The organism is Sphingomonas sp. GW821-FHT09E03 (genome assembly GCF_059416225.1).
Genome location: NZ_JBWKOS010000002.1, coordinates 52,553 through 70,000, shown reverse-complemented (window position 1 = coordinate 70,000; position 17,448 = coordinate 52,553). Strand labels below are relative to the sequence as shown.

Here is a 17,448-nt window from a genome sequence, read left to right as displayed (position 1 = left end):
GGGTCAGGTCAGCCGATCTGCTGGGTCTGCGCGCCGCTGTCCGGGCGTGCCGGCCCGAGGATCGGTTCGTCGGCAAGCGGCTCGTTGCGGAACACGCTGAACTCGCCCTTGCCGTCCGGCGTCGGGCCCGAGGTCCAGGCGCCTTCGGGATAGGAGCCGTCGATCGAGGTGACGTAGAAGTTGTAGTTGTTCTGCTGGTCTTCCATGTCCTGTGGGAAGCTGTTGGGGATCGGCAGATTGCCGGCTTCCGCGCCCAGCTCCTCGATCACCGCGAGCCACTGCTGCTGGTGCATGGTATCGCGCGCGATCATGTAGTGGAGCATCTTCTTCATGCCCTCGTCATGCGCGGCGTTGAACAGCCGCACCGCGAGCACGCGGCCGGTGCTCTCGGCAGCGACGTTACAGTACATGTCGGCGGCGACATTGCCGCTGGCATAGATGTGGCTCATGTTGAACGGCACGCCGTCAGAGTCCATCGGCATCGCCGCCATACCGGCCGACAACAGATTCTTGTGGATGATGCCTTCGATGCTGTGCCGCGGGTTCTCGCCACCCATCACGGCGCCGACGATGCTGTCCTTGACGCCCTCTTCCTGCAGATGCGCCGGCGCCTTGTCGAGATTGAGCGCGACGGCGGTCGCCAGCATCTCGATGTGACCGATCTCCTCGGTTGCCGTGTTGAGCAGCATGTCGCGATATTTGGTGGTCGGCGCGCGATTGCCCCATGCCTGGAAGAAATATTGCATGCAGACGCGGATTTCGCCTTCGACGCCACCGATTGCCTGTTGCAGCATCCGCGCGAACGCAGGATCGGGCTCAGTCACTTGGACTGGGTATTGCAGTCTCTTGTCGTGATAATACATGATAAAGTCCTGCGTTATGCCGCATCACCTGTTCGATGATGTTGGGGCTGCAACGCGTTGCTTCGCGCATGTTTGCCGACAATCGTCACATGGTAAACGCAGATCAATGAGATAGTTGGCGGCCGGCACGGCCGAGCGCGGTCGACCGGAAAGCGTACCGCCCGTCGCACCGGATCATGGTGCTGGTCCGCAACCTGCTGTAGGCGCGCTGCGTGAGCTACGAACCTTTCATCGCGGTCGACTGGGGTACGACCAACCGCCGCGCCTATCTGATCGAGGATGGTGCCGTGATCCAGACCGAGCGCGACGGCCTCGGCATCCTCAGTGTTCCGGCCGGAGGCTTCGCCGCCGAGGCGCAGGCGCTGGCGGCGCGGCTTGGCGGTGCGCGGATGCTGCTTGCCGGCATGGTCGGTTCGAACCGCGGCTGGGTGGATGCGGGCTATGTCCGCTGCCCGGCAACGCTCGAGGCGCTCGCCGCGCAGCTGGTGCGGCCGATCGACGGCGTCGCCATCGTGCCCGGGGTCAGCCGCGTCGCCGATGGCCGCGGCGACGTGATGCGCGGCGAGGAGGTACAGTTCCTCGGTGCGGTGGCGGGCGGTCTGGTGCCGGCGGACGGGCTGCTCTGCCAACCGGGCACTCACAATAAGTGGGCCCGGATCGACGGCGGCGTCCTGGTCGACTTCACCACCGCGATGACCGGCGAGCTGTTCGCGCTGCTCCAGCGCCATGCGCTGATCGGCGCGGCGATGACCGGCACGGTGACTGATGGTACGGCATTCCGGGATGGCGTCGCCGATTCCGCCAAGGGCGATCTGCTCGCCCAATTGTTCGGCGTGCGGCCGGCGAGCCTGCTCGGCTTGCGCAACGATGCCGATGCCGCCGCTTACGTCAGTGGTCTGCTGATCGGCAGCGATTGCCGCGCCCGGCTTGCCAGCGGCGGCGGCCATGTCCATCTGCTGGCCGACCCGATGCTCGGCAGCCTTTATGCCGCGGCGATCGTGGGGGCAGGGGGTAGTTCGACGCTGGTTGACAGCCATGCCGCCTTCCTCGCCGGAATTACCCGTCTGTGGGAGCTTGCCCGATGATCGATTTCGCCACTGCCTTTGCCGCCTGCCCGCTGGTCGCGATCCTGCGCGGGGTCCGCCCCGACGAGGTAGAGGCGATCGGCGACGAGCTGGTTGAGGCAGGCTTCACCCTGATCGAGGTGCCGCTCAACTCGCCCGATCCGTTCGCGAGCATCGAAAAGCTGGAGAAGCGGCTTGGCGGCCGCGCGCTGATCGGCGCCGGCACGGTGCTGCGCGTCGAGGATGTCGCGCGGGTGCAGGGCGTCGGTGGCCAGCTGGTGATCTCGCCCAACACCAACGTCGAGGTAATCGCGGCGACCGCGGCGGCGGGGATGATCTCGATGCCGGGCTATTTCACCCCGTCCGAGGGTTTTGCCGCGATCGCCGCGGGCGCCACTGCGCTCAAGCTGTTCCCGGCCGAGGCGGCGACCCCCGGCGTGCTCAAGGCGCAGCGCGCGGTGCTGCCCAAGGACTTGCCGATCCTGATCGTCGGCGGCGTCGCGCCGACCAACATGACGCCGTGGCTGGCCGCGGGCGCCAACGGCTTCGGGCTCGGCTCGGCGTTGTACAAGGTCGGGGCGACCGCCGCTCAGGTGGGCGAGGCGGCCCGCGCCTTCGTCGCCGCGCTTAAGGATCAGCCGCAGGGCTGAAGCGGCCGGCCGCTGCGCCGATCGGGCTCAGCCGGGGCAATGCTCGCCCGGCTGCGCCGCTGGCAGCGGCATCGGCGGCGGCGTGGTGTCGCTGATGCGGATCGGCCGGATCGTGCCGTCGCGTGCGTAGCTGATCGTCTGCACGGCGGTCTGGCGGACGCCGGTGAACGGGCCGGTGCGGCTGCGCTGTTCCCAGCGATGATAAGCGATGATCCAGGCGCCGTTGGCGGGATCTTGGGCGAACGAATGATGCCCCGGGCCCTGATGGGTGGCGTCGCTGGTGAGGATCGCGCCGCGATAGTGCCATGGTCCGGTCGGTGACGGCGCAGTGGCATAGCGCACCGAATAGGTCGCATCGTTCCAGCGGCCGTGGCTGTACGAGAGATAATAAACGCCGTTGCGCACGTGCATGAACGCGCCTTCGGTGAAACCCGGCGGGGTTTGTACCGGGATCTCGCGGGCGATATGGACCATGTCCGCGGCAAGTTCGAACACCCGCAGCGTCGCGCCGGCGCTGCCGCCCGCATAGAGATAGGCTTTTCCGCTCGCCGGATCGACGAAGGTCATCGGGTCGATCGCCTCGAACCCATTGCCACCGGTCAGCAGCGGCGCGCCGCTGTCAATAAACGGGCCGGCGGGCGAATCGCTCACCGCCACGCCGAGACGGCTCGGGGTCGGGTTTTGCGGTCCGACCGAGTAATAAAGGAAATAGCGGCCGCCGCGCACCGCCAGCCCGGGTGCCCACAGGAAATGCTCGCGCGCACCGTCATCGCCGATCCACTTGATCGAGGCGATGTCGATCAGTGGCGCGGATCGCGTCCAGCGCTGGAGATCGGCGGACGAATAGGCATAGAAGCGGCTGGCGACGAAGCCGTTGCCGGGATCCACCGCATTGGTCGGGTAGATCCAGTAGCGGCCGCAGGCGACGGCGATATGCGGATCGGCACCGGCGAACACCGGATTGTGGGCGCCACCCGCGGGCGATCGGTCGGTGGCCGCCAGCGACGACGGCAGCATCACCAGCGCGGTGATGCCCAACATGGCTCGGCGCATCCTCGTCTCTCCTATTGTGCGGAGAGCCCTAGTGACGCGCCCGGGCGGTTACAATCGGCAACCTTGCGTCATTACGCGGCAGTACCGTGCTGCGCGCCCCCGGCACGCAGGCCGGTGACGCTGACCACCAGCGTCTCGATCTGCGCCTCGCTGAAGCCCGCGGCGATGAAGCGGTGGATCTCGGTGGTCGGCAGTGCAAAGCCACGGTGCCAGGCGTGGACGGCGAGGCGACGCAACGCCTCGAGCCGCTGGTCGGCGAGGCGCGAGGCGGTGCCGATGCCGAACAGGCTGCGGATCGCCCGCGACACCTTGCCCGGCTGGCCAAGGCTGCCGAGCCCGTCGCGCTTGGCCAGCGCGATCACGCTCCACTCGAGCGCCGAGAAGCCGGTCTGAACCTTGGCGGCAACGCCACTGCGGCTGCCGGCGGGCGCGGCGAACATGTTGTCGAGATCGAGATAGGCCATGCTTAGTCCCCAAGTGCTTGAACGCACGGCACCTGTCGCTGGCCCTCGCCTGCGGTTAGCCGGTCGTCGGTGAGTTATGTCGCCGACGACCAGCTGCCTTCACGGCCTCTGCAGTCGGTGTGTTGAGCGTAAGAGGGTGCGGCTCAGCGCCGCACGATCCGGATCAATCGATCGGTTGCTTCATGGGCGGGGGTCCCCTGCCACTGTCGGCTCCACCTCGGATCCGGCTTCAATACCAAGCGGTATATAAAAGGGCCGGCTCTTCCGTCAACCAGTTTCTATACCGGTCGGTATTTTCCTGCAAAGATTATTTGGTCGGCCACACCGCGAGGCTGGTTTCGACCAGCTGACCGAGTTCGGCGCAGGTCGCGCCCGAGCCGCCCTGGATCGCCAGCCCCTGCAGCAGCGCAAACAGATAGCGCGCCAGCGCCGTGGCGGTGAGATGGTCAGGCACCTCGCCGGCGTCGACCGCCTGCTGGAACCGGGCGATCAGCGCCTCCTGCGACGATGCGCGGCGCTTCATCACCTCGGCCTTGATCGGCTCGGCCTCGACACCGCAGGCGGTGGTGCTGATCACACCGAGGCAGCCCTTGGGATCGCAGCTGCTGGACTGCACCGCCAGCGAGCCGCGCAGCAGCCGCTCGGCGACGCCGCGCGCAGTCGGCGCCTCGAGCGCCGAGCGCATATAGGCGAGCTTCTCGCGCTCGTAGAGGTCGAGCGCCTTGTGGAACAAGGCCTCCTTGTTGCCGAACGCGGCATAGAGGCTAGGCTTGGTGATCCCCATCTCGGCGGTCAGTTCCGCCATGGACGCCGCCTCATAGCCGTTGCGCCAGAACACCCGCAGCGCCGCCGCCAGGGCGTCGTCGGGGTTGAACTCGCGGGGTCGGCCGCGGGGAGCCGCGGTGGCACAAACGCTATCCATACTGAACGGTACATAGTGGCAGCGCGCGAAAAGTCCAGTTGCGGCGCGGGCTTAGCCTAAGTCGCTGAGTCCGGCCTAGAGTCCTTCGCCCTCGACCCAATGGGCGTTGGACAGGCGCCGCGCGACATTCCAAGTCTGCGTGCGGATATCAGGCACCGCGACGATCTCCCAGAAACCGCCGCGGGTCATCGGTCCCAGTGCGTACACGCAGGCGCTGGCGGTGCCATCGGTGCCGATCACCTGGGCGTCGCCGGTGACATCGATGCCGAGGTGCGCGGCATCGGGGCGGATGAGGCCGCGGGTGGCGAGCGCGCGCAGCAGCGGCGCGGTGGTGCGGTTTAGGTCGCCCTGCGGCCCGGTGCAGTTGATGATCCGGGTGACGTTCAGTCGTGCCGCCGACTCGGCGCCGCGCGGGCGCCAGGCGAGGTCGACACCACCGGCTTGCTCGGTGAAGGACAGCGTCTTGCCGGCGACCACCTCGAGTCGGCCGCTGGCGGTCATCGCCTCAAGCCGGTCGGCGACCGCGGGGGCGAGCCGGTGGCGATGGACATCCCACCACGGCCGCAGGTGACGCAGGAAGCGGGCGCGCTCCGCCTCGCTGGCGTTGGCCCACATCGCCTGGGTATAAGGGCGCAGTTCGTCGACGGCGTTGCGCCAGTCCACCGCCTCGCTGCGCGCGCGCACGGTGTGCACCAGCGCCGAGGCGACTGTCGCCGGCCGCTCGGCGATCTTGTGCCAGGGCGTCGCCGGCGCGTGCCGCCGCGGCAGCAGACCGCGTCGCGACAGCGCGACGATCCGGCCGGCAAAGCCGCGCGCGTCGAGCATCAGCGTGACGTCGACCATCGTCAGCCCGGTGCCGATCACCAGCACCGTGTCGTCGGGGCCGAGCCCGTCGGCGACATCTGCCGCCCAGGGATCTCCCTTGTAGCAGGTGGGCGACAGCGCCGCGGCGTCGAGGCCGGGCGGATCATGCGGCGGCAGGTTGCCGACCGCGAGCACGATCGCGTCGGCGGCGATGCGCCGACCGTCGGCGAGCCTCACCTCTTCGCCCGGGCCGATATCCACCGCCTCGCCGCGCACCAACTCGAGCCGGCTGCCCCAGCGCGCCTGCGCGGCCGCGAGCAACTCGCTCAGATACTCGCCATAGACCATCCGCGGCACGAACGCGCTCGCGGCCTCGGCAACGCCGCGTGCCTCCAGCCAGCGGACGAAATGCGCCGGATCGTCGGGGAAGGCGCTCATGTTGGCGGCGCGGACGTTGAGCAGGTGGCTGGGGTGGGCGGCGCCATAAGCCAGCCCCTTGCCCGGCGTCGGGCCACATTCAATTAGCGTTGCGCTCGGGCCGTCGTGGCGAAGCAGGTTGATCGCCTGGAGCGTGCCCGAGAAACCGGCGCCGATGATCGCGACGTGGCGGATCATCGTGCGGCGGCCGGCAAGAGGACGGACAACGGAGGCATGCGTGTCTTTCCGTGGGCGGTCACGACATGTGCCGCTTGTCGAGTTTGCGCGCCAGGGTGCGGCGGTGCATGCCCAGCCGGCGCGCCGCCTCGGAGATGTTGAAGCCGGTGTCCGCCAGCGTCTGGTGGATATGCTCCCATTCGAGCGTCTTGATCGAGGTCGGGTGCAGTGACAATTGGGCGTCTGCATCGCCCTCGACGCGGGCGAAGGCGGCCTCGATGTCATCGGTGTTGGCAGGTTTGGTCAGATAGTTAGTGGCGCCGAGCTTGATCGCCTCCACCGCGGTGGCGATGCTGGCGAAACCGGTCAGCACGACGATGCACATCGCCGGGTCGGCAGCGTGGAGCAGCTCCACGCAGGTTAGACCGGAGGCGCCGCCTAGCCGCAGATCGACCACGGCGAAGTGCGGCGCGAAGGCCTGAGCGACCTCGGCAAGACGATCGGGACTGGGGAGCATTTCGACCGCATAGCCGCGCCGTTCGAACGAGCGCGCCAGCGTGCGGGCGAGCACGGCGTCATCCTCGATCACCAGCAGGCGGCGCGGGGGCTCGGCGGCCAAGGGCGAAGCAGGCGGGAGCGCGGGGTCATCGGTCATCGGCGATCATCCGGGGCGATGGTGGCGAGCGGCACGCGCATCTGCACCTCGGCGCCGCCCGCGGTGAGATTGCGTGCCGACAGCGTGCCGCCGAGCGTGCGCAGCACGTTGGTGGACAGGAACAGGCCGAGCCCGGCGCCGCGGCGCTGCTTGCTGCTCTGATACGGCTTGCCGAGATTGGCGAGGATGGTGTCGGCGAAGCCCGAGCCATTGTCATGGACGGTGAGCACCAGCGTGCCGCCGTCGCGCTCGACAACCAGGACGATCCGGTCCGCCGCCGCCTCGAGCGCATTGTCGAGCAGGTTGGTGAGCGCCTGCTCGAGCGCGCGATCGGCGACGATCGGCAGGTCGGTGCCGATCCGGTCCTCGACCCGCACCGCATCGGGGTGGGTCCGGCGCCAGGTGGTGACGAGATTGGCGATGAACCGCTGCAGCGTCGTGCGCGCCGGCGCCTCGCCGGTCACCTCGCCGGCGGCGAACAGGATGCCGCCGAGGATCTCCTTGCACCGCGCCACCTCGGTGCGCATCTCGTCCACCTCGGCGGCGAGATGCGGCGTGCCCGCCACCGCGGGCTCGTTGCGCCAATCACCAAGGATCACCGACAGCGAGGCGAGCGGCGTTGCCAACTCGTGCGCGGCGCCGCTCGCGAGCAGCCCCATGCGGACGATATGCTCCTCCTCGGCAGCCTGCTGGCGGAGCGCGGCGACATGCGCGTCGCGCGCGCGCAGATTGTGCGCGACCCGGGTCACGAACAGTACCAGCAGCACCGCGGCCAGGGTGAAGTTGAACCAGCTGCCGAACACATAGGGGCCCGACAGGATGGTGGCGAGGTGGGGGGGCAGCGGCAGCGGCAGGTTGACGACCGCGAGACCCGCGAAAATCGCGCTGGTCAGTACCACCAGTGCCCAGCTCGACCATGCCTCGAGCAGCACCGCGCCGAGCACCACCTGGAGCAGGTAGAGCGTCACGAACGGGTTGGTGACCCCGCCGCTCAGGAACAGTTGCGCGGTGAGGCAGCCGACATCGACCAGCAGGGAGGCGAACAGCTGGACATTGGTGATCGGCGGCCGGCTTAGCGCGATCGTCGCGAGCACGTTGAGCGCGACCAGCAGCGCCAGCGGCAGCAGCATCGGCCCGATCGGCAGCGCGATGCCGAGGCCGAAGCGCACCGCGAGGATCGCGGCAAGCTGGCCACCCACCGCCAGCCAGCGCAGCTGGATCAGCAGCAGCAGGTTGCGCCGCCCGGCATCGATCGGGTTCGATCCGGCGGCGGCAAGGGCGGCGATCGGCCTCATCGGTGAGCTCTTAGAGCAAGGCCGTCACGGCGTCATCCCGCCACCACCTTGGCGCGGAATGATCGGCCGGCGGGGTTAATTCTTCGCCCGGCTCCGAACCGCTCGCAGCGCCATGAACGCGAGCAGCGCCGCCATGCCGAACCAGGTCAGCGCATAGACGAGATGGTTGTTGGGGAAGCTCACCACCGTCAGCCCTGCACGGGGCAGGGTATCGGCCGTGGCGCCCGGCGCCCTGGCGGCATCGATGAAATAGGGCGCGACCCGGCCCAATTCGCGCGCCGCGGCGATCGCGGCGACGTCGCGCGAATACCAGCGCCCGGCGGCGGGATCGTTGCTGCGCAGGAAACCGCCCTTGGGCTCGGTGATCCGCAACAGCCCGGTGACGGTCACCGGCGCGGCGGGCGCGGCAACCGCGTTGCGCCGGTCGGGCGGCACGAAACCACGATTGACGAGAACGGTGAAGCGATCGGTGACGAGCGGGGTCATCACCCAGAAGCCACCGCCGAATTCGGTCACCGCCTGGGTGAAGGTATCGGCGCCGGCGCGATACCGGCCGGTGACGGTGACCCGGGTGTAGACGTCGTCGCGGGTCACGCGGGGCCAGGCAGCGGGCCCGGGAGCGGGAATCGGTGCCGCGGCAAGGCGGCGCTCGGTCTGCGCGATCAGCGCCCGCTTCCAGCCGAGCCGCTGAACCTGCCAGACGCCGAGCGCGACCAGCAGGAGAAAGACGGCGAGGGTGAGCGCCGCGGCCAGTTTCCGCGCCATCGTCTCGACCCTCGCCTACCGGCTACATGCCGCTGTCGGTGGCGGCGACCGAGCCCGGCATCATGTTCTGGTTCATGTGGTACATCACCCACAGCGATCCGCTGAGCGCGATCACGACGATGATGATCGTGAAGATCAGCGCCATCAGCGTCCAGCCCTGCTCCGACTTGGAGTTCATGTGCAGGAAGTAGATCATGTGGACGACGATCTGCACCAGCGCGAACGCCATGCAGATGCCGGCGGCCAGCGTATGGTTGGCGATCGCCCCGCTCATCACCAGCCCGAACGGGATGGCGGTGAGGATCACCGACAGGCCGAAGCCGATCAGGTAGCTCTTGCGGCTGCCGTGGGCGTGGCTGTCGCCATGGGCGTGATCGTCGTGCCCGTGACCGTGGCCAGCCTTGCTGTCGTCGCGGATGTGGGTGCCATGGACGGCAGGTGTATCAGCGCTCATCGCAGCACTCCGAGCAGGTAAACGACGGTGAAGACGCCGATCCAGATGACGTCAAGGAAGTGCCAGAACAGCGACAGGCACTGCAGCCGGCGCTTGTTGGCGTCGATCAGTCCCTTGCGGCCGACCTGGACCATCAGCGTCGCCAGCCAAATCAGGCCGAAGGTGACGTGGAGCCCGTGGGTGGCGACCAGCGTGAAGAAGGACGACAGGAACGCCGAGCGCTGCGGGCCGGCGCCCTCATGGATCAGGTTGGAGAATTCGTAGAGCTCGATGCCGAGGAAGCACAGGCCGAACACCGCGGTGATCGCGAGCCAGCCCTGCGTCGAGCGGACCTTGCCCTCGTCCGCCGAGATCATCGCGAAGCCATAGGTGATCGACGAGAACAGCAGCATCGCGGTGTTCACCGCCACGAGCGGCAGCTCGAAGATCTCCTTGGGGTTCGGCCCGCCGGCGTAGCTGCTGCCGTAGACGCCATAGGCTGCGAACAGCATGGCGAAGATCAGGCAGTCGCTCATCAGGTACAGCCAGAAGCCCAGCATGGTGCTGCCGCCGGCGTCGTGATGGTGCTCGTCGAGTTCGTAGAACATCGGTGCCTCGGCACCGGGCGGCGTGATCGCAGTGGCGCTCATCGGGTCAGACTCCTGCCGCTGCCAGCGTGGCGGTGCGACGGTTTTCGGTGTCGGTCACCTCCTCGGCCGGGATGTAGAAATCGCGGTCGTAGTTGAAGGTGTGGCCGATCGCGACGACGAGTAGCGCGACGAAGCCGAGGATGGCGAGCCACCACATGTACCAGATCATCGCCATGCCGATCACCATCGACAGGCCGGCGAGGATCACGCCGGTGCCGGTGTTGCGCGGCATGTGGATGGCGCGATAGCCGTCCAGCGGGCGGGTGTGGCCGCGCTGCTTCATGTCGTCCCAGGCGTCCAGGTCGTGGACGATGGGCGTGAACGCGAAGTTATAGGCCGGCGGCGGCGACGAGGTCGCCCATTCCAGCGTGCGCCCGCCCCAGGGATCGCCGGTGAAGTCGCGGAGCTTGTCGCGGTTCTTGATGCTGACGAACAGCTGCATCAGGAAGGCACCGATTCCGGCGGCGATGATCAACGCGCCGAGTGCGGCGATGATGAACCAGATCTGCAGGCTGGGATCGTCGAAGTGGCGCAGACGGCGCGTCACCCCCATGAAGCCCAGGATGTAGAGCGGCGTGAACGCGACCCAGAAGCCGACCACCCAGCACCAGAAGCTGATCGTGCCCCAGAACTTGTCGAGCTTGAAGCCGAACGCCTTGGGGAACCAGTAGTTGATCCCGGCGAACATGCCGAACACCACGCCGCCGATAATCACGTTGTGGAAGTGCGCGACCAGGAACAGCGAGTTGTGGAGCACGAAGTCGGCCGGAGGCACTGCGAGCATCACGCCGGTCATGCCGCCGATCGCAAAGGTGAAGATGAAGGCGACGGCCCACATCATCGGCAGCTCGTAGCGGATCCGCCCCTTGTACATGGTGAACAGCCAGTTGAAGATCTTCGCCCCCGTGGGGATGGAGATGATCATCGTCGTGATCCCGAAGAACGAGTTCACGCTCGCGCCCGAGCCCATGGTGAAGAAGTGGTGCAGCCAGACGAGGTAGGAGAGGATGCAGATCACCAGCAGCGCGTAGACCATCGACGTATAGCCGAAGAGCCGCTTGCTGGAGAAGGTGGAGACGACTTCCGAGAACACGCCGAACGCCGGCAGAATCAGGATGTACACTTCCGGATGACCCCAGATCCAGATCATGTTGGTGTACATCATCGGATTGCCACCAAGGGTGTTGGTGAAGAAGTTGGTGCCGACGTACCGATCGAGGCTGAGCATCGCCAGCACCGCGGTGAGGATCGGGAAGGCGGCGACGATCAGCACGTTGGTGGTGAGCGCGGCCCAGGTGAAGATCGGCATCTTCATCAGGGTCATGCCCGGCGCGCGCATCTTGACGATGGTGGCGAGCAGGTTGACGCCCGACAGCAGCGTGCCGACGCCCGCGATCTGCAGCGCCCAGATGTAATAGTCGACACCCACATCGGGCGAGTAATCGAGCCCCGAGAGGGGGGCCATCGCCAGCCAGCCGGTGCGCGCGAACTCGCCGATGAACAGGCTCGCCATCACCAGCATCGCGCCGGCGACCGTCATCCAGAAGCTGAAGTTGTTGAGGAACGGGAAGGAGACGTCGCGTGCGCCGATCTGCAGCGGCACCACGAAGTTCATCAGGCCGGTGACCAGCGGCATCGCCACGAAGAAGATCATGATCACGCCATGGGCGGTGAACACCTGGTCATAGTGATGCGCGGGCAGGAAGCCCTGGTTGTCACCGAATGCCATCGATTGCTGGGCGCGCATCATCAGTGCGTCGGCAAAGCCGCGCAGCAGCATGACGATGCCGAGCACCATGTACATCGCGCCGATCCGCTTGTGATCGACGCTGGTGAACCATTCCTTCCAGAGATAGCCCCAGACGCGGAAGTAGGTGAGCAGCCCGAGCAGCGCGACGCCCCCCACCGCAACACCGGCGAAGGTGGCGATGAGGATCGGCTCGTGGATCGGGAAGCTTTCGAGCGTCATTCGCCCGAAGATGGTCTTTAACAAGGTATCGGACATGATCTGGTTCGGCCCTTACGAGCGGGCGGTCGCGACCGTGCCGGGCAGGGCCGGACGGTCGAGGCTCGACATGTTGCGGTTGGCGGCGTCGCCGGGATTGGTGCTGCCGGGGGCGTTGTTAAGGTCGTGCGGCGCGTTGCGGTGCGGGCTGCTGCCCTTTTCCGCGGGCGTCTTGTTGATCGCCCCCTTGGCTTCGCCAGGACGAACCGCACTGTCGTTGATCGGCGCGTGGCTGCCCATGTCCTTCATATCATGCGCCATGGTCTGGCTCATGCAGGTCTGGCCCGGGCGCACGCACTGCTCGACGATCTTCTTGAACAGCGTCGGCTCGACGGTGGCGTAGTTGATCACCGGCACATTCTCGCTCGGCTTGGACAGCTCGAGGTAGTCGTCGGCCGTGAGGCGACCCGGGGTGCCGCGCACCCGCTCCACCCAGGCGTTGAAGCCGGCGTCGTCGACCGCATCGGTCCAGAAGTGCATGCCCGAGAAGCCGGCGCCGCTGTAGTTGGACGACAGACCCTCGTAACGGCCGGCCTTGTTGATCACCGCATGCAGCTGCGTCTCCATGCCGGGCATGGTGTAGACCATCCCCGCCATTGCGGGGATGTAGAAGGCGTTCATCACCGACGACGACGACATCCGGAAGTGCACCGGGCGATCCACCGGCAGCACCAGCGAATTGACGGTGGCGATGCCCTGCTCGGGGTAGATGAACAGCCACTTCCAGTCGAGCGAGACGACATCGACCTCGAGCGGCTTGACGCCGGCGGCGACGAGCTTGCCGGGGCCGGTGCGCGACAGCGGGCGATAGGGATCGAGCGTGTGGGTCGCGAGCCAGGTCAGCGCGCCGAGCGCGATGATGATCAGCAGCGGCATCGACCAGATCACCAGCTCGAGGCCGGTGGAATGATCCCAGTCGGGCTGATACTCGGCTTCCTTGTTGCCGGCGCGGTAGCGCCAGGCGAACACCCCGGTCATGATCAGCACGGGAATGACGATCAGCAGCATCAGCGCGGTCGACCACAGGATGAGGTCGGCCTGCTGGCGGGCGACGTCGCCGGCTGGGTTCATCACCACCCAGTTGCAGCCGCCCAGTATCAGCGGGGCGGCCAGGGCGGTTGCCGCGAGCGCGCGGCGAGGGTCAAAGAATCGGGGCATGTCGCGGCGAGCTACGGTCCGTTGTGCAAGTGCGAAATAGGACAATTTGTCCTATCCCGTCGTCCTCCTACCGCTTCTAGAGGCAAAGCGGAACGATCGGAGAAGTATGTTTTTATGAACCAGGCCATCGCCTCGTCCGCCACGGCGGAACAGGATGTCCGCTCGATGTATGCCGATGGCCACCGTGACGTCCGTCCCGGCGAGATCGCGATCGGCGTGATCATCGGTCGCACGTCCGAGTTCTTCGACTTCTTCGTCTACGCCATCGCCTCGGTGCTGGTGTTCCCGCAGGTGGTGTTCCCTTATCTCGATCGGGTTACCGGCACCCTGTGGTCGTTCGCGCTGTTCCCGCTGGCGTTCATCGCCCGCCCGATCGGCACCCAAATCTTCATGGCGATCGATCGCAAGCACGGCCGCGGCACCAAGCTGACGATCGCGCTGTTCCTGCTCGGCACCTCCACCGTGTCGCTCGCCTTCCTGCCGACCTACGGCCAGATCGGCCACGCCTCCGCGGTGGTGCTGGCGCTGCTGCGCATCGGCCAGGGCCTCGCGCTCGGCGGCGCGTGGGATGGCCTTGCCTCGCTGCTCGCGCTCAACGCGCCCGAGGGCAAGCGCGGCTGGTATGCGATGGTGCCGCAGCTCGGCGCCCCGCTCGGCCTGCTCGTCGCGAGCGGCCTGTTCGCCTTCTTCCACGGCCTGCTGCCGCCGGCCGACTTTCTGTATTGGGGCTGGCGCTACCCGTTCTTCGTCGCCTTCGCGCTTAACGTGGTGGCGCTGTTCGCCCGCCTGCGCATCGTCGTGACGCCGGAATATACCCAGCTGTTTAAGACCCGCGAGCTGACCCCCTCGCCGGTCGGCGCGACGATCAAGTCGCAGTGGAGCAACATCGTGATCGGCGCCTTCGCGCCGCTCGCCAGCTTTGCCCTGTTCCACATGGTCACGGTGTTCCCGTTGTCGTGGATCAACCTGTTCACCCGCGAGGACCCGACCCGCTTCCTGCTGATCGAGATGGTCGGCGCGCTGTTCGGCCTTGGTGCGATCGTCGTCTCGGGCATGCTCGCCGACCGGATCGGCCGCCGCTCGCTGCTCGGCTACACCGCCGCGGGCATCGCGGTGTTCGGCTTCGTCGCGCCGCTGCTGCTCAACGGTGGCGACAAGGGCGAACTCGCGTTCATGATCGCCGGCTTCGTCCTGCTCGGCCTGTCGTTCGGCCAGTCGTCGGGCGCGGTGACCAGCAACTTCCCCAAGGGCGCGCGCTACACCGGCGCGGCGCTGACCTCGGACCTTGCCTGGCTGTTCGGTGCCGGCTTTGCGCCGCTCGCGGCGCTGCTGCTTGCCGACACCTTCGGGCTGGTCGCGGCCGGCTTGTACCTGCTCTCGGGTGCGGTCGGCACGCTGGTGGCGCTTGGCCTCAACAAGGAACTCGCCCGCCGGCTGGATTGATCTGACTGGGGAGGGGTGGTTGGCTCTCCCCGCCGTCCCGGGCTCGACCCGGGATGGACAAGCAGCGTCGAAGGAGCCCGTAATGAAGCCTGCGATCAGCCGCGACACCCTGCTGTGCATGTCGCTCGCGGCGCGGCCCGGCACCTTCGGCACCCGCTTCCACAATCGCCTCTACGAGCTGCTCGGGCTCGATTATGTCTACAAGGCGTTCACCACGCAGGATCTGCCCGGCGCGATCGGCGGCATCCGCGCGCTCGGCATCCGCGGCTGCGCGATCTCGATGCCGTTCAAGGAAGCGGTGATCCCGCTGCTCGACGGGCTCGCCGGCTCCGCCGCGGCGATCGACAGCGTCAACACCATCGTCAACGACGCCGGCACGCTGACCGGCTACAACACCGATTACAGCGCGGTGCGCGCGCTGCTCGACGGCGCCGACGTCGATCCCGCCACCGCCTTCGTGCTGCGCGGGTCGGGCGGCATGGCCAAGGCCGTCGCCGCGGGCTTGCGCGATCGCGGTCATCGCCACGGCACGATCGTCGCGCGCGACGAGGGCAGGGGCCGCGCACTTGCGGACAGCTATGGCTTTGCCTGGCAGGCCGAGCCCGGCGACCTGGTCGCGCCGCTGCTGATCAACGTCACCCCGCTCGGCATGGCCGGCGCCGACGCAGACGCGCTCGCCTTTCCGCCGGCCGCGATCGAGGCCTGCGCCATCGCCTTCGACGTCGTCGCGCTGCCAGCGGAAACGCCCTTCCTTCGCGCCGCAGCAGCGGCCGGCAAGCGGCGCATCACCGGCGCCGAAGTGGCGATGCTCCAGGCGCTGGAGCAGTTTGTGCTCTACACCGGGGTCATGCCAACCGACGAACAGGTGGAAACCGCCGCCGCCTTTGCCCGCGACTGATCCGGCCATCCGGTTGCGAGCGCATCGGAACCGCTACACCGTTTCCCCTTCAAGGAACCGGTGGATCGCCTGTACCACCACCGACCCCTCGCCCACCCCGGCAGCGACCCGCTTGACCGATCCGGCGCGGACATCGCCGACCGCATAGATACCCGGCTTGGCGGTCGCATAAGGCGAATCGAGCGCCTGACCGTCCGCATCCCGGCCGGTGAGGACGAAGCCCGCGGCATCCAGGTCCAGGCACTCGCGCAGCCACACGGTGTTGGGCTCGGCGCCGATCATCACGAACAGATTGCCCGCGGTCACGGTGGTGGTCTCGCCGCCGCGCACGTCGCGCCATGTCACCTCGCGCAACACCGTGTCGCCGGCAAGAGCGGTGATCTCGCTATAGGGATGCAGCGTGATCTGCGGCGATTGCGCGATCCGCTGCACCAGATAATCGGACATCGTCTCGGCAAGCCCCGCCTTGCGCACCAGCACATGGACATGGGCGGCGTGGCGCGACAGGAACACCGCGGCCTGGCCGGCGGAATTGCCGCCGCCCACCACCACCACCTGCTGGTTCTGGCACAGCGAGGCTTCCATTGCGGTGGCGGCATATTGCACGCCCGCGCCCTCATATTGGTCATAACCCGGCACCGACAGCCGGCGGTAGCGCGCGCCCGAGGCGACCACCACCGCGCGCGCCTGGACCAGCTGGCCGTCCTCGAGCTCGATCCGGTGCGGCGCGACCGAGCAATCGAGCGATGTCGCCATCCGCGATACTGCGATCCGCGCGCCAAACTTCTGCGCCTGCACCTGCGCGCGGCCGGCGAGCGCCTGCCCGGAAATGCCGGTGGGGAAACCGAGGTAATTCTCGATGCGGCTGCTGGTACCGGCCTGGCCGCCCGGCGCCAGCGCCTCGATCACCACCGTCTTCAGCCCTTCGGACGCGGCATAGGTCGCCGCCGCCAGCCCGGAAGGGCCGGCGCCGACCACCGCGACGTCCCACACCTCCTCAGGATCAAACCGCTCGGTCAGCCCCAGCCGGTCGGCGAATTCTGGCGTGGTGGGATTGCGCAGCACGCTGCGATCGGGGGTGATCACCGCCGGCAGGTCGCGCGGCTCCAGCCTGAGCTGCACCATCAGGTCGGCGGCCTGGGGATCCGTCGCCGTGTCGATCAGCCGCAGCGGATAGCCGTTGCGGATCGCGAACCGTTCCAGCCGCAGTGTATCGCCCTGTGCCGCCGCGCCGATCAGCGTGATCCCCGCTTCGCCATGATGGAGGAAGCCCATCCGCCGCAGGATGAAGGCGCGGATCACCAGCTCGGCGATGTCGGGCTCGGCGGCGAGCATGCGGCGGAAATCGGCGGCACGGACGCGGATCACCCGCGCGTCCCCAAGCGCCCGCGCGGTGACGAGCAAGGCGCGCGCGCTGACATGGTTGAGCTCGCCGGTGAACTGGCCGTGACGATGGGTGGTCAGCAACCGGTCTTCGCCGCGATCCTGATCGGTGTTGAAGATGCCGATCTCGCCATCGAGCACCAAGAAGAAATCGGCGCCGCGATCACCGCGCGAAAACAAGGTGTCACCTTCTGCGAGGGCTTCCTCGTCGCCATAGCGACCGATCCGCGCGATCATCTCTGGTTCGAGCACCGGAAACACCTGCGCGGTGCGGGCATAGGGATCGTCGGCGCGTGGCGGCGGCGTGAAGGGATCGCCGATCGGTGCTTCGAGTGTCTGCTGCATCGTC

The 17,448-nt window shown here is 67.5% G+C and carries 17 protein-coding genes; 4 read left to right on the top strand and 13 right to left on the bottom strand.

Annotated features, from left to right (window positions below):
- Window positions 1-8 precede the first annotated feature (8 nt).
- Window positions 9-863 (bottom strand): manganese catalase family protein, encoded by an 855-nt coding sequence (locus AC07M8_RS04535; protein ID WP_267394776.1) that lies wholly within the window; start codon window positions 861-863, stop codon window positions 9-11.
- 212 nt (window positions 864-1,075) lie between these two features.
- On the opposite strand from AC07M8_RS04535, the gene AC07M8_RS04530 reads away from it, so the two are divergent.
- Window positions 1,076-1,948 carry a 2-dehydro-3-deoxygalactonokinase gene (locus AC07M8_RS04530; protein ID WP_495173218.1) on the top strand — a complete coding sequence of 291 codons (873 nt, stop codon included), beginning with the start codon at window positions 1,076-1,078 and terminating at the stop codon, window positions 1,946-1,948.
- A complete protein-coding gene (locus AC07M8_RS04525) occupies window positions 1,945-2,577 on the top strand; it encodes a 2-dehydro-3-deoxy-6-phosphogalactonate aldolase (RefSeq protein WP_495173217.1) in 633 nt (210 codons plus the stop codon). Before AC07M8_RS04530 ends, AC07M8_RS04525 begins: the two co-directional genes overlap by 4 nt.
- Before the next feature lie 27 nt (window positions 2,578-2,604).
- Here AC07M8_RS04525 and AC07M8_RS04520 read toward each other — a convergent pair whose 3' ends face one another.
- The 11 genes from AC07M8_RS04520 to cyoA all read right to left on the bottom strand — a co-directional run bounded on the left by AC07M8_RS04520 (window position 2,605) and on the right by cyoA (window position 13,375).
- A complete protein-coding gene (locus AC07M8_RS04520; protein ID WP_495173216.1) occupies window positions 2,605-3,618 on the bottom strand; it encodes a family 43 glycosylhydrolase in 1,014 nt (337 codons plus the stop codon).
- Between the two features lie 83 nt (window positions 3,619-3,701).
- Window positions 3,702-4,094, bottom strand: a complete 393-nt coding sequence (locus AC07M8_RS04515; protein WP_495173215.1) for a hypothetical protein — start codon at window positions 4,092-4,094, stop codon at window positions 3,702-3,704.
- A gap of 307 nt (window positions 4,095-4,401) precedes the next feature.
- Window positions 4,402-5,016: a TetR/AcrR family transcriptional regulator gene (locus tag AC07M8_RS04510; protein WP_495173214.1), complete on the bottom strand. Its 615-nt coding sequence runs from the start codon at window positions 5,014-5,016 to the stop codon at window positions 4,402-4,404.
- A 75-nt stretch (window positions 5,017-5,091) separates the two neighbouring features.
- A complete protein-coding gene (locus tag AC07M8_RS04505) occupies window positions 5,092-6,435 on the bottom strand; it encodes an FAD/NAD(P)-binding protein (protein WP_495173213.1) in 1,344 nt (447 codons plus the stop codon).
- A 58-nt stretch (window positions 6,436-6,493) separates the two neighbouring features.
- The gene (locus AC07M8_RS04500; protein WP_495173212.1) at window positions 6,494-7,069 is read right to left on the bottom strand and encodes a response regulator transcription factor; all 576 of its coding nucleotides are present in this window, start codon (window positions 7,067-7,069) and stop codon (window positions 6,494-6,496) included.
- Window positions 7,066-8,364 (bottom strand): ATP-binding protein, encoded by a 1,299-nt coding sequence (locus AC07M8_RS04495; protein WP_495173211.1) that lies wholly within the window; start codon window positions 8,362-8,364, stop codon window positions 7,066-7,068. Before AC07M8_RS04495 ends, AC07M8_RS04500 begins: the two co-directional genes overlap by 4 nt.
- Before the next feature lie 75 nt (window positions 8,365-8,439).
- Window positions 8,440-9,129, bottom strand: coding sequence for an SURF1 family protein (locus AC07M8_RS04490; RefSeq protein ID WP_495173210.1), 690 nt, complete (start codon window positions 9,127-9,129; stop codon window positions 8,440-8,442).
- 22 nt (window positions 9,130-9,151) lie between these two features.
- Window positions 9,152-9,583 (bottom strand): cytochrome o ubiquinol oxidase subunit IV, encoded by a 432-nt coding sequence (cyoD, locus tag AC07M8_RS04485; protein ID WP_495173209.1) that lies wholly within the window; start codon window positions 9,581-9,583, stop codon window positions 9,152-9,154.
- Window positions 9,580-10,212 (bottom strand): cytochrome o ubiquinol oxidase subunit III, encoded by a 633-nt coding sequence (gene cyoC, locus AC07M8_RS04480; protein ID WP_495173208.1) that lies wholly within the window; start codon window positions 10,210-10,212, stop codon window positions 9,580-9,582. The genes cyoD and cyoC overlap by 4 nt, the downstream gene beginning before the upstream one ends.
- Before the next feature lie 4 nt (window positions 10,213-10,216).
- Window positions 10,217-12,217 carry a cytochrome o ubiquinol oxidase subunit I gene (cyoB, locus tag AC07M8_RS04475; protein WP_495173207.1) on the bottom strand — a complete coding sequence of 667 codons (2,001 nt, stop codon included), beginning with the start codon at window positions 12,215-12,217 and terminating at the stop codon, window positions 10,217-10,219.
- A gap of 15 nt (window positions 12,218-12,232) precedes the next feature.
- Complete coding sequence (cyoA, locus tag AC07M8_RS04470; RefSeq protein WP_495173206.1) at window positions 12,233-13,375, bottom strand: ubiquinol oxidase subunit II; 1,143 nt, start codon at window positions 13,373-13,375, stop codon at window positions 12,233-12,235.
- Between the two features lie 114 nt (window positions 13,376-13,489).
- Between cyoA and AC07M8_RS04465 the strand changes: the two genes are divergently transcribed.
- Complete coding sequence (locus AC07M8_RS04465) at window positions 13,490-14,818, top strand: MFS transporter (protein WP_495173205.1); 1,329 nt, start codon at window positions 13,490-13,492, stop codon at window positions 14,816-14,818.
- 82 nt (window positions 14,819-14,900) lie between these two features.
- Window positions 14,901-15,716, top strand: coding sequence for a shikimate 5-dehydrogenase (locus AC07M8_RS04460; protein WP_495173204.1), 816 nt, complete (start codon window positions 14,901-14,903; stop codon window positions 15,714-15,716).
- Window positions 15,717-15,749: 33 nt separating this feature from the next.
- Here AC07M8_RS04460 and AC07M8_RS04455 read toward each other — a convergent pair whose 3' ends face one another.
- The gene (locus AC07M8_RS04455; RefSeq protein WP_495173203.1) at window positions 15,750-17,444 is read right to left on the bottom strand and encodes an FAD-dependent oxidoreductase; all 1,695 of its coding nucleotides are present in this window, start codon (window positions 17,442-17,444) and stop codon (window positions 15,750-15,752) included.
- Window positions 17,445-17,448: the final 4 nt, after the last annotated feature.

Coding starts and splice junctions, on each gene's coding strand:
- AC07M8_RS04460 (WP_495173204.1), top strand. CDS start 14,901: ATGAAGCCTGCGATCAGCCGCGACACCCTGCTGTGCATGTCGCTCGCG.
- AC07M8_RS04520 (WP_495173216.1), bottom strand. CDS start 3,618: ATGTTGGGCATCACCGCGCTGGTGATGCTGCCGTCGTCGCTGGCGGCC.
- cyoA (WP_495173206.1), bottom strand. CDS start 13,375: ATGCCCCGATTCTTTGACCCTCGCCGCGCGCTCGCGGCAACCGCCCTG.
- cyoD (WP_495173209.1), bottom strand. CDS start 9,583: ATGAGCGCTGATACACCTGCCGTCCATGGCACCCACATCCGCGACGAC.
- AC07M8_RS04525 (WP_495173217.1), top strand. CDS start 1,945: ATGATCGATTTCGCCACTGCCTTTGCCGCCTGCCCGCTGGTCGCGATC.
- AC07M8_RS04535 (WP_267394776.1), bottom strand. CDS start 863: ATGTATTATCACGACAAGAGACTGCAATACCCAGTCCAAGTGACTGAG.
- cyoC (WP_495173208.1), bottom strand. CDS start 10,212: ATGAGCGCCACTGCGATCACGCCGCCCGGTGCCGAGGCACCGATGTTC.
- AC07M8_RS04495 (WP_495173211.1), bottom strand. CDS start 8,364: ATGAGGCCGATCGCCGCCCTTGCCGCCGCCGGATCGAACCCGATCGAT.
- AC07M8_RS04515 (WP_495173215.1), bottom strand. CDS start 4,094: ATGGCCTATCTCGATCTCGACAACATGTTCGCCGCGCCCGCCGGCAGC.
- AC07M8_RS04505 (WP_495173213.1), bottom strand. CDS start 6,435: ATGATCCGCCACGTCGCGATCATCGGCGCCGGTTTCTCGGGCACGCTC.
- AC07M8_RS04465 (WP_495173205.1), top strand. CDS start 13,490: ATGAACCAGGCCATCGCCTCGTCCGCCACGGCGGAACAGGATGTCCGC.
- AC07M8_RS04455 (WP_495173203.1), bottom strand. CDS start 17,444: ATGCAGCAGACACTCGAAGCACCGATCGGCGATCCCTTCACGCCGCCG.
- AC07M8_RS04490 (WP_495173210.1), bottom strand. CDS start 9,129: ATGGCGCGGAAACTGGCCGCGGCGCTCACCCTCGCCGTCTTTCTCCTG.
- AC07M8_RS04510 (WP_495173214.1), bottom strand. CDS start 5,016: ATGGATAGCGTTTGTGCCACCGCGGCTCCCCGCGGCCGACCCCGCGAG.
- AC07M8_RS04500 (WP_495173212.1), bottom strand. CDS start 7,069: ATGACCGATGACCCCGCGCTCCCGCCTGCTTCGCCCTTGGCCGCCGAG.
- cyoB (WP_495173207.1), bottom strand. CDS start 12,217: ATGTCCGATACCTTGTTAAAGACCATCTTCGGGCGAATGACGCTCGAA.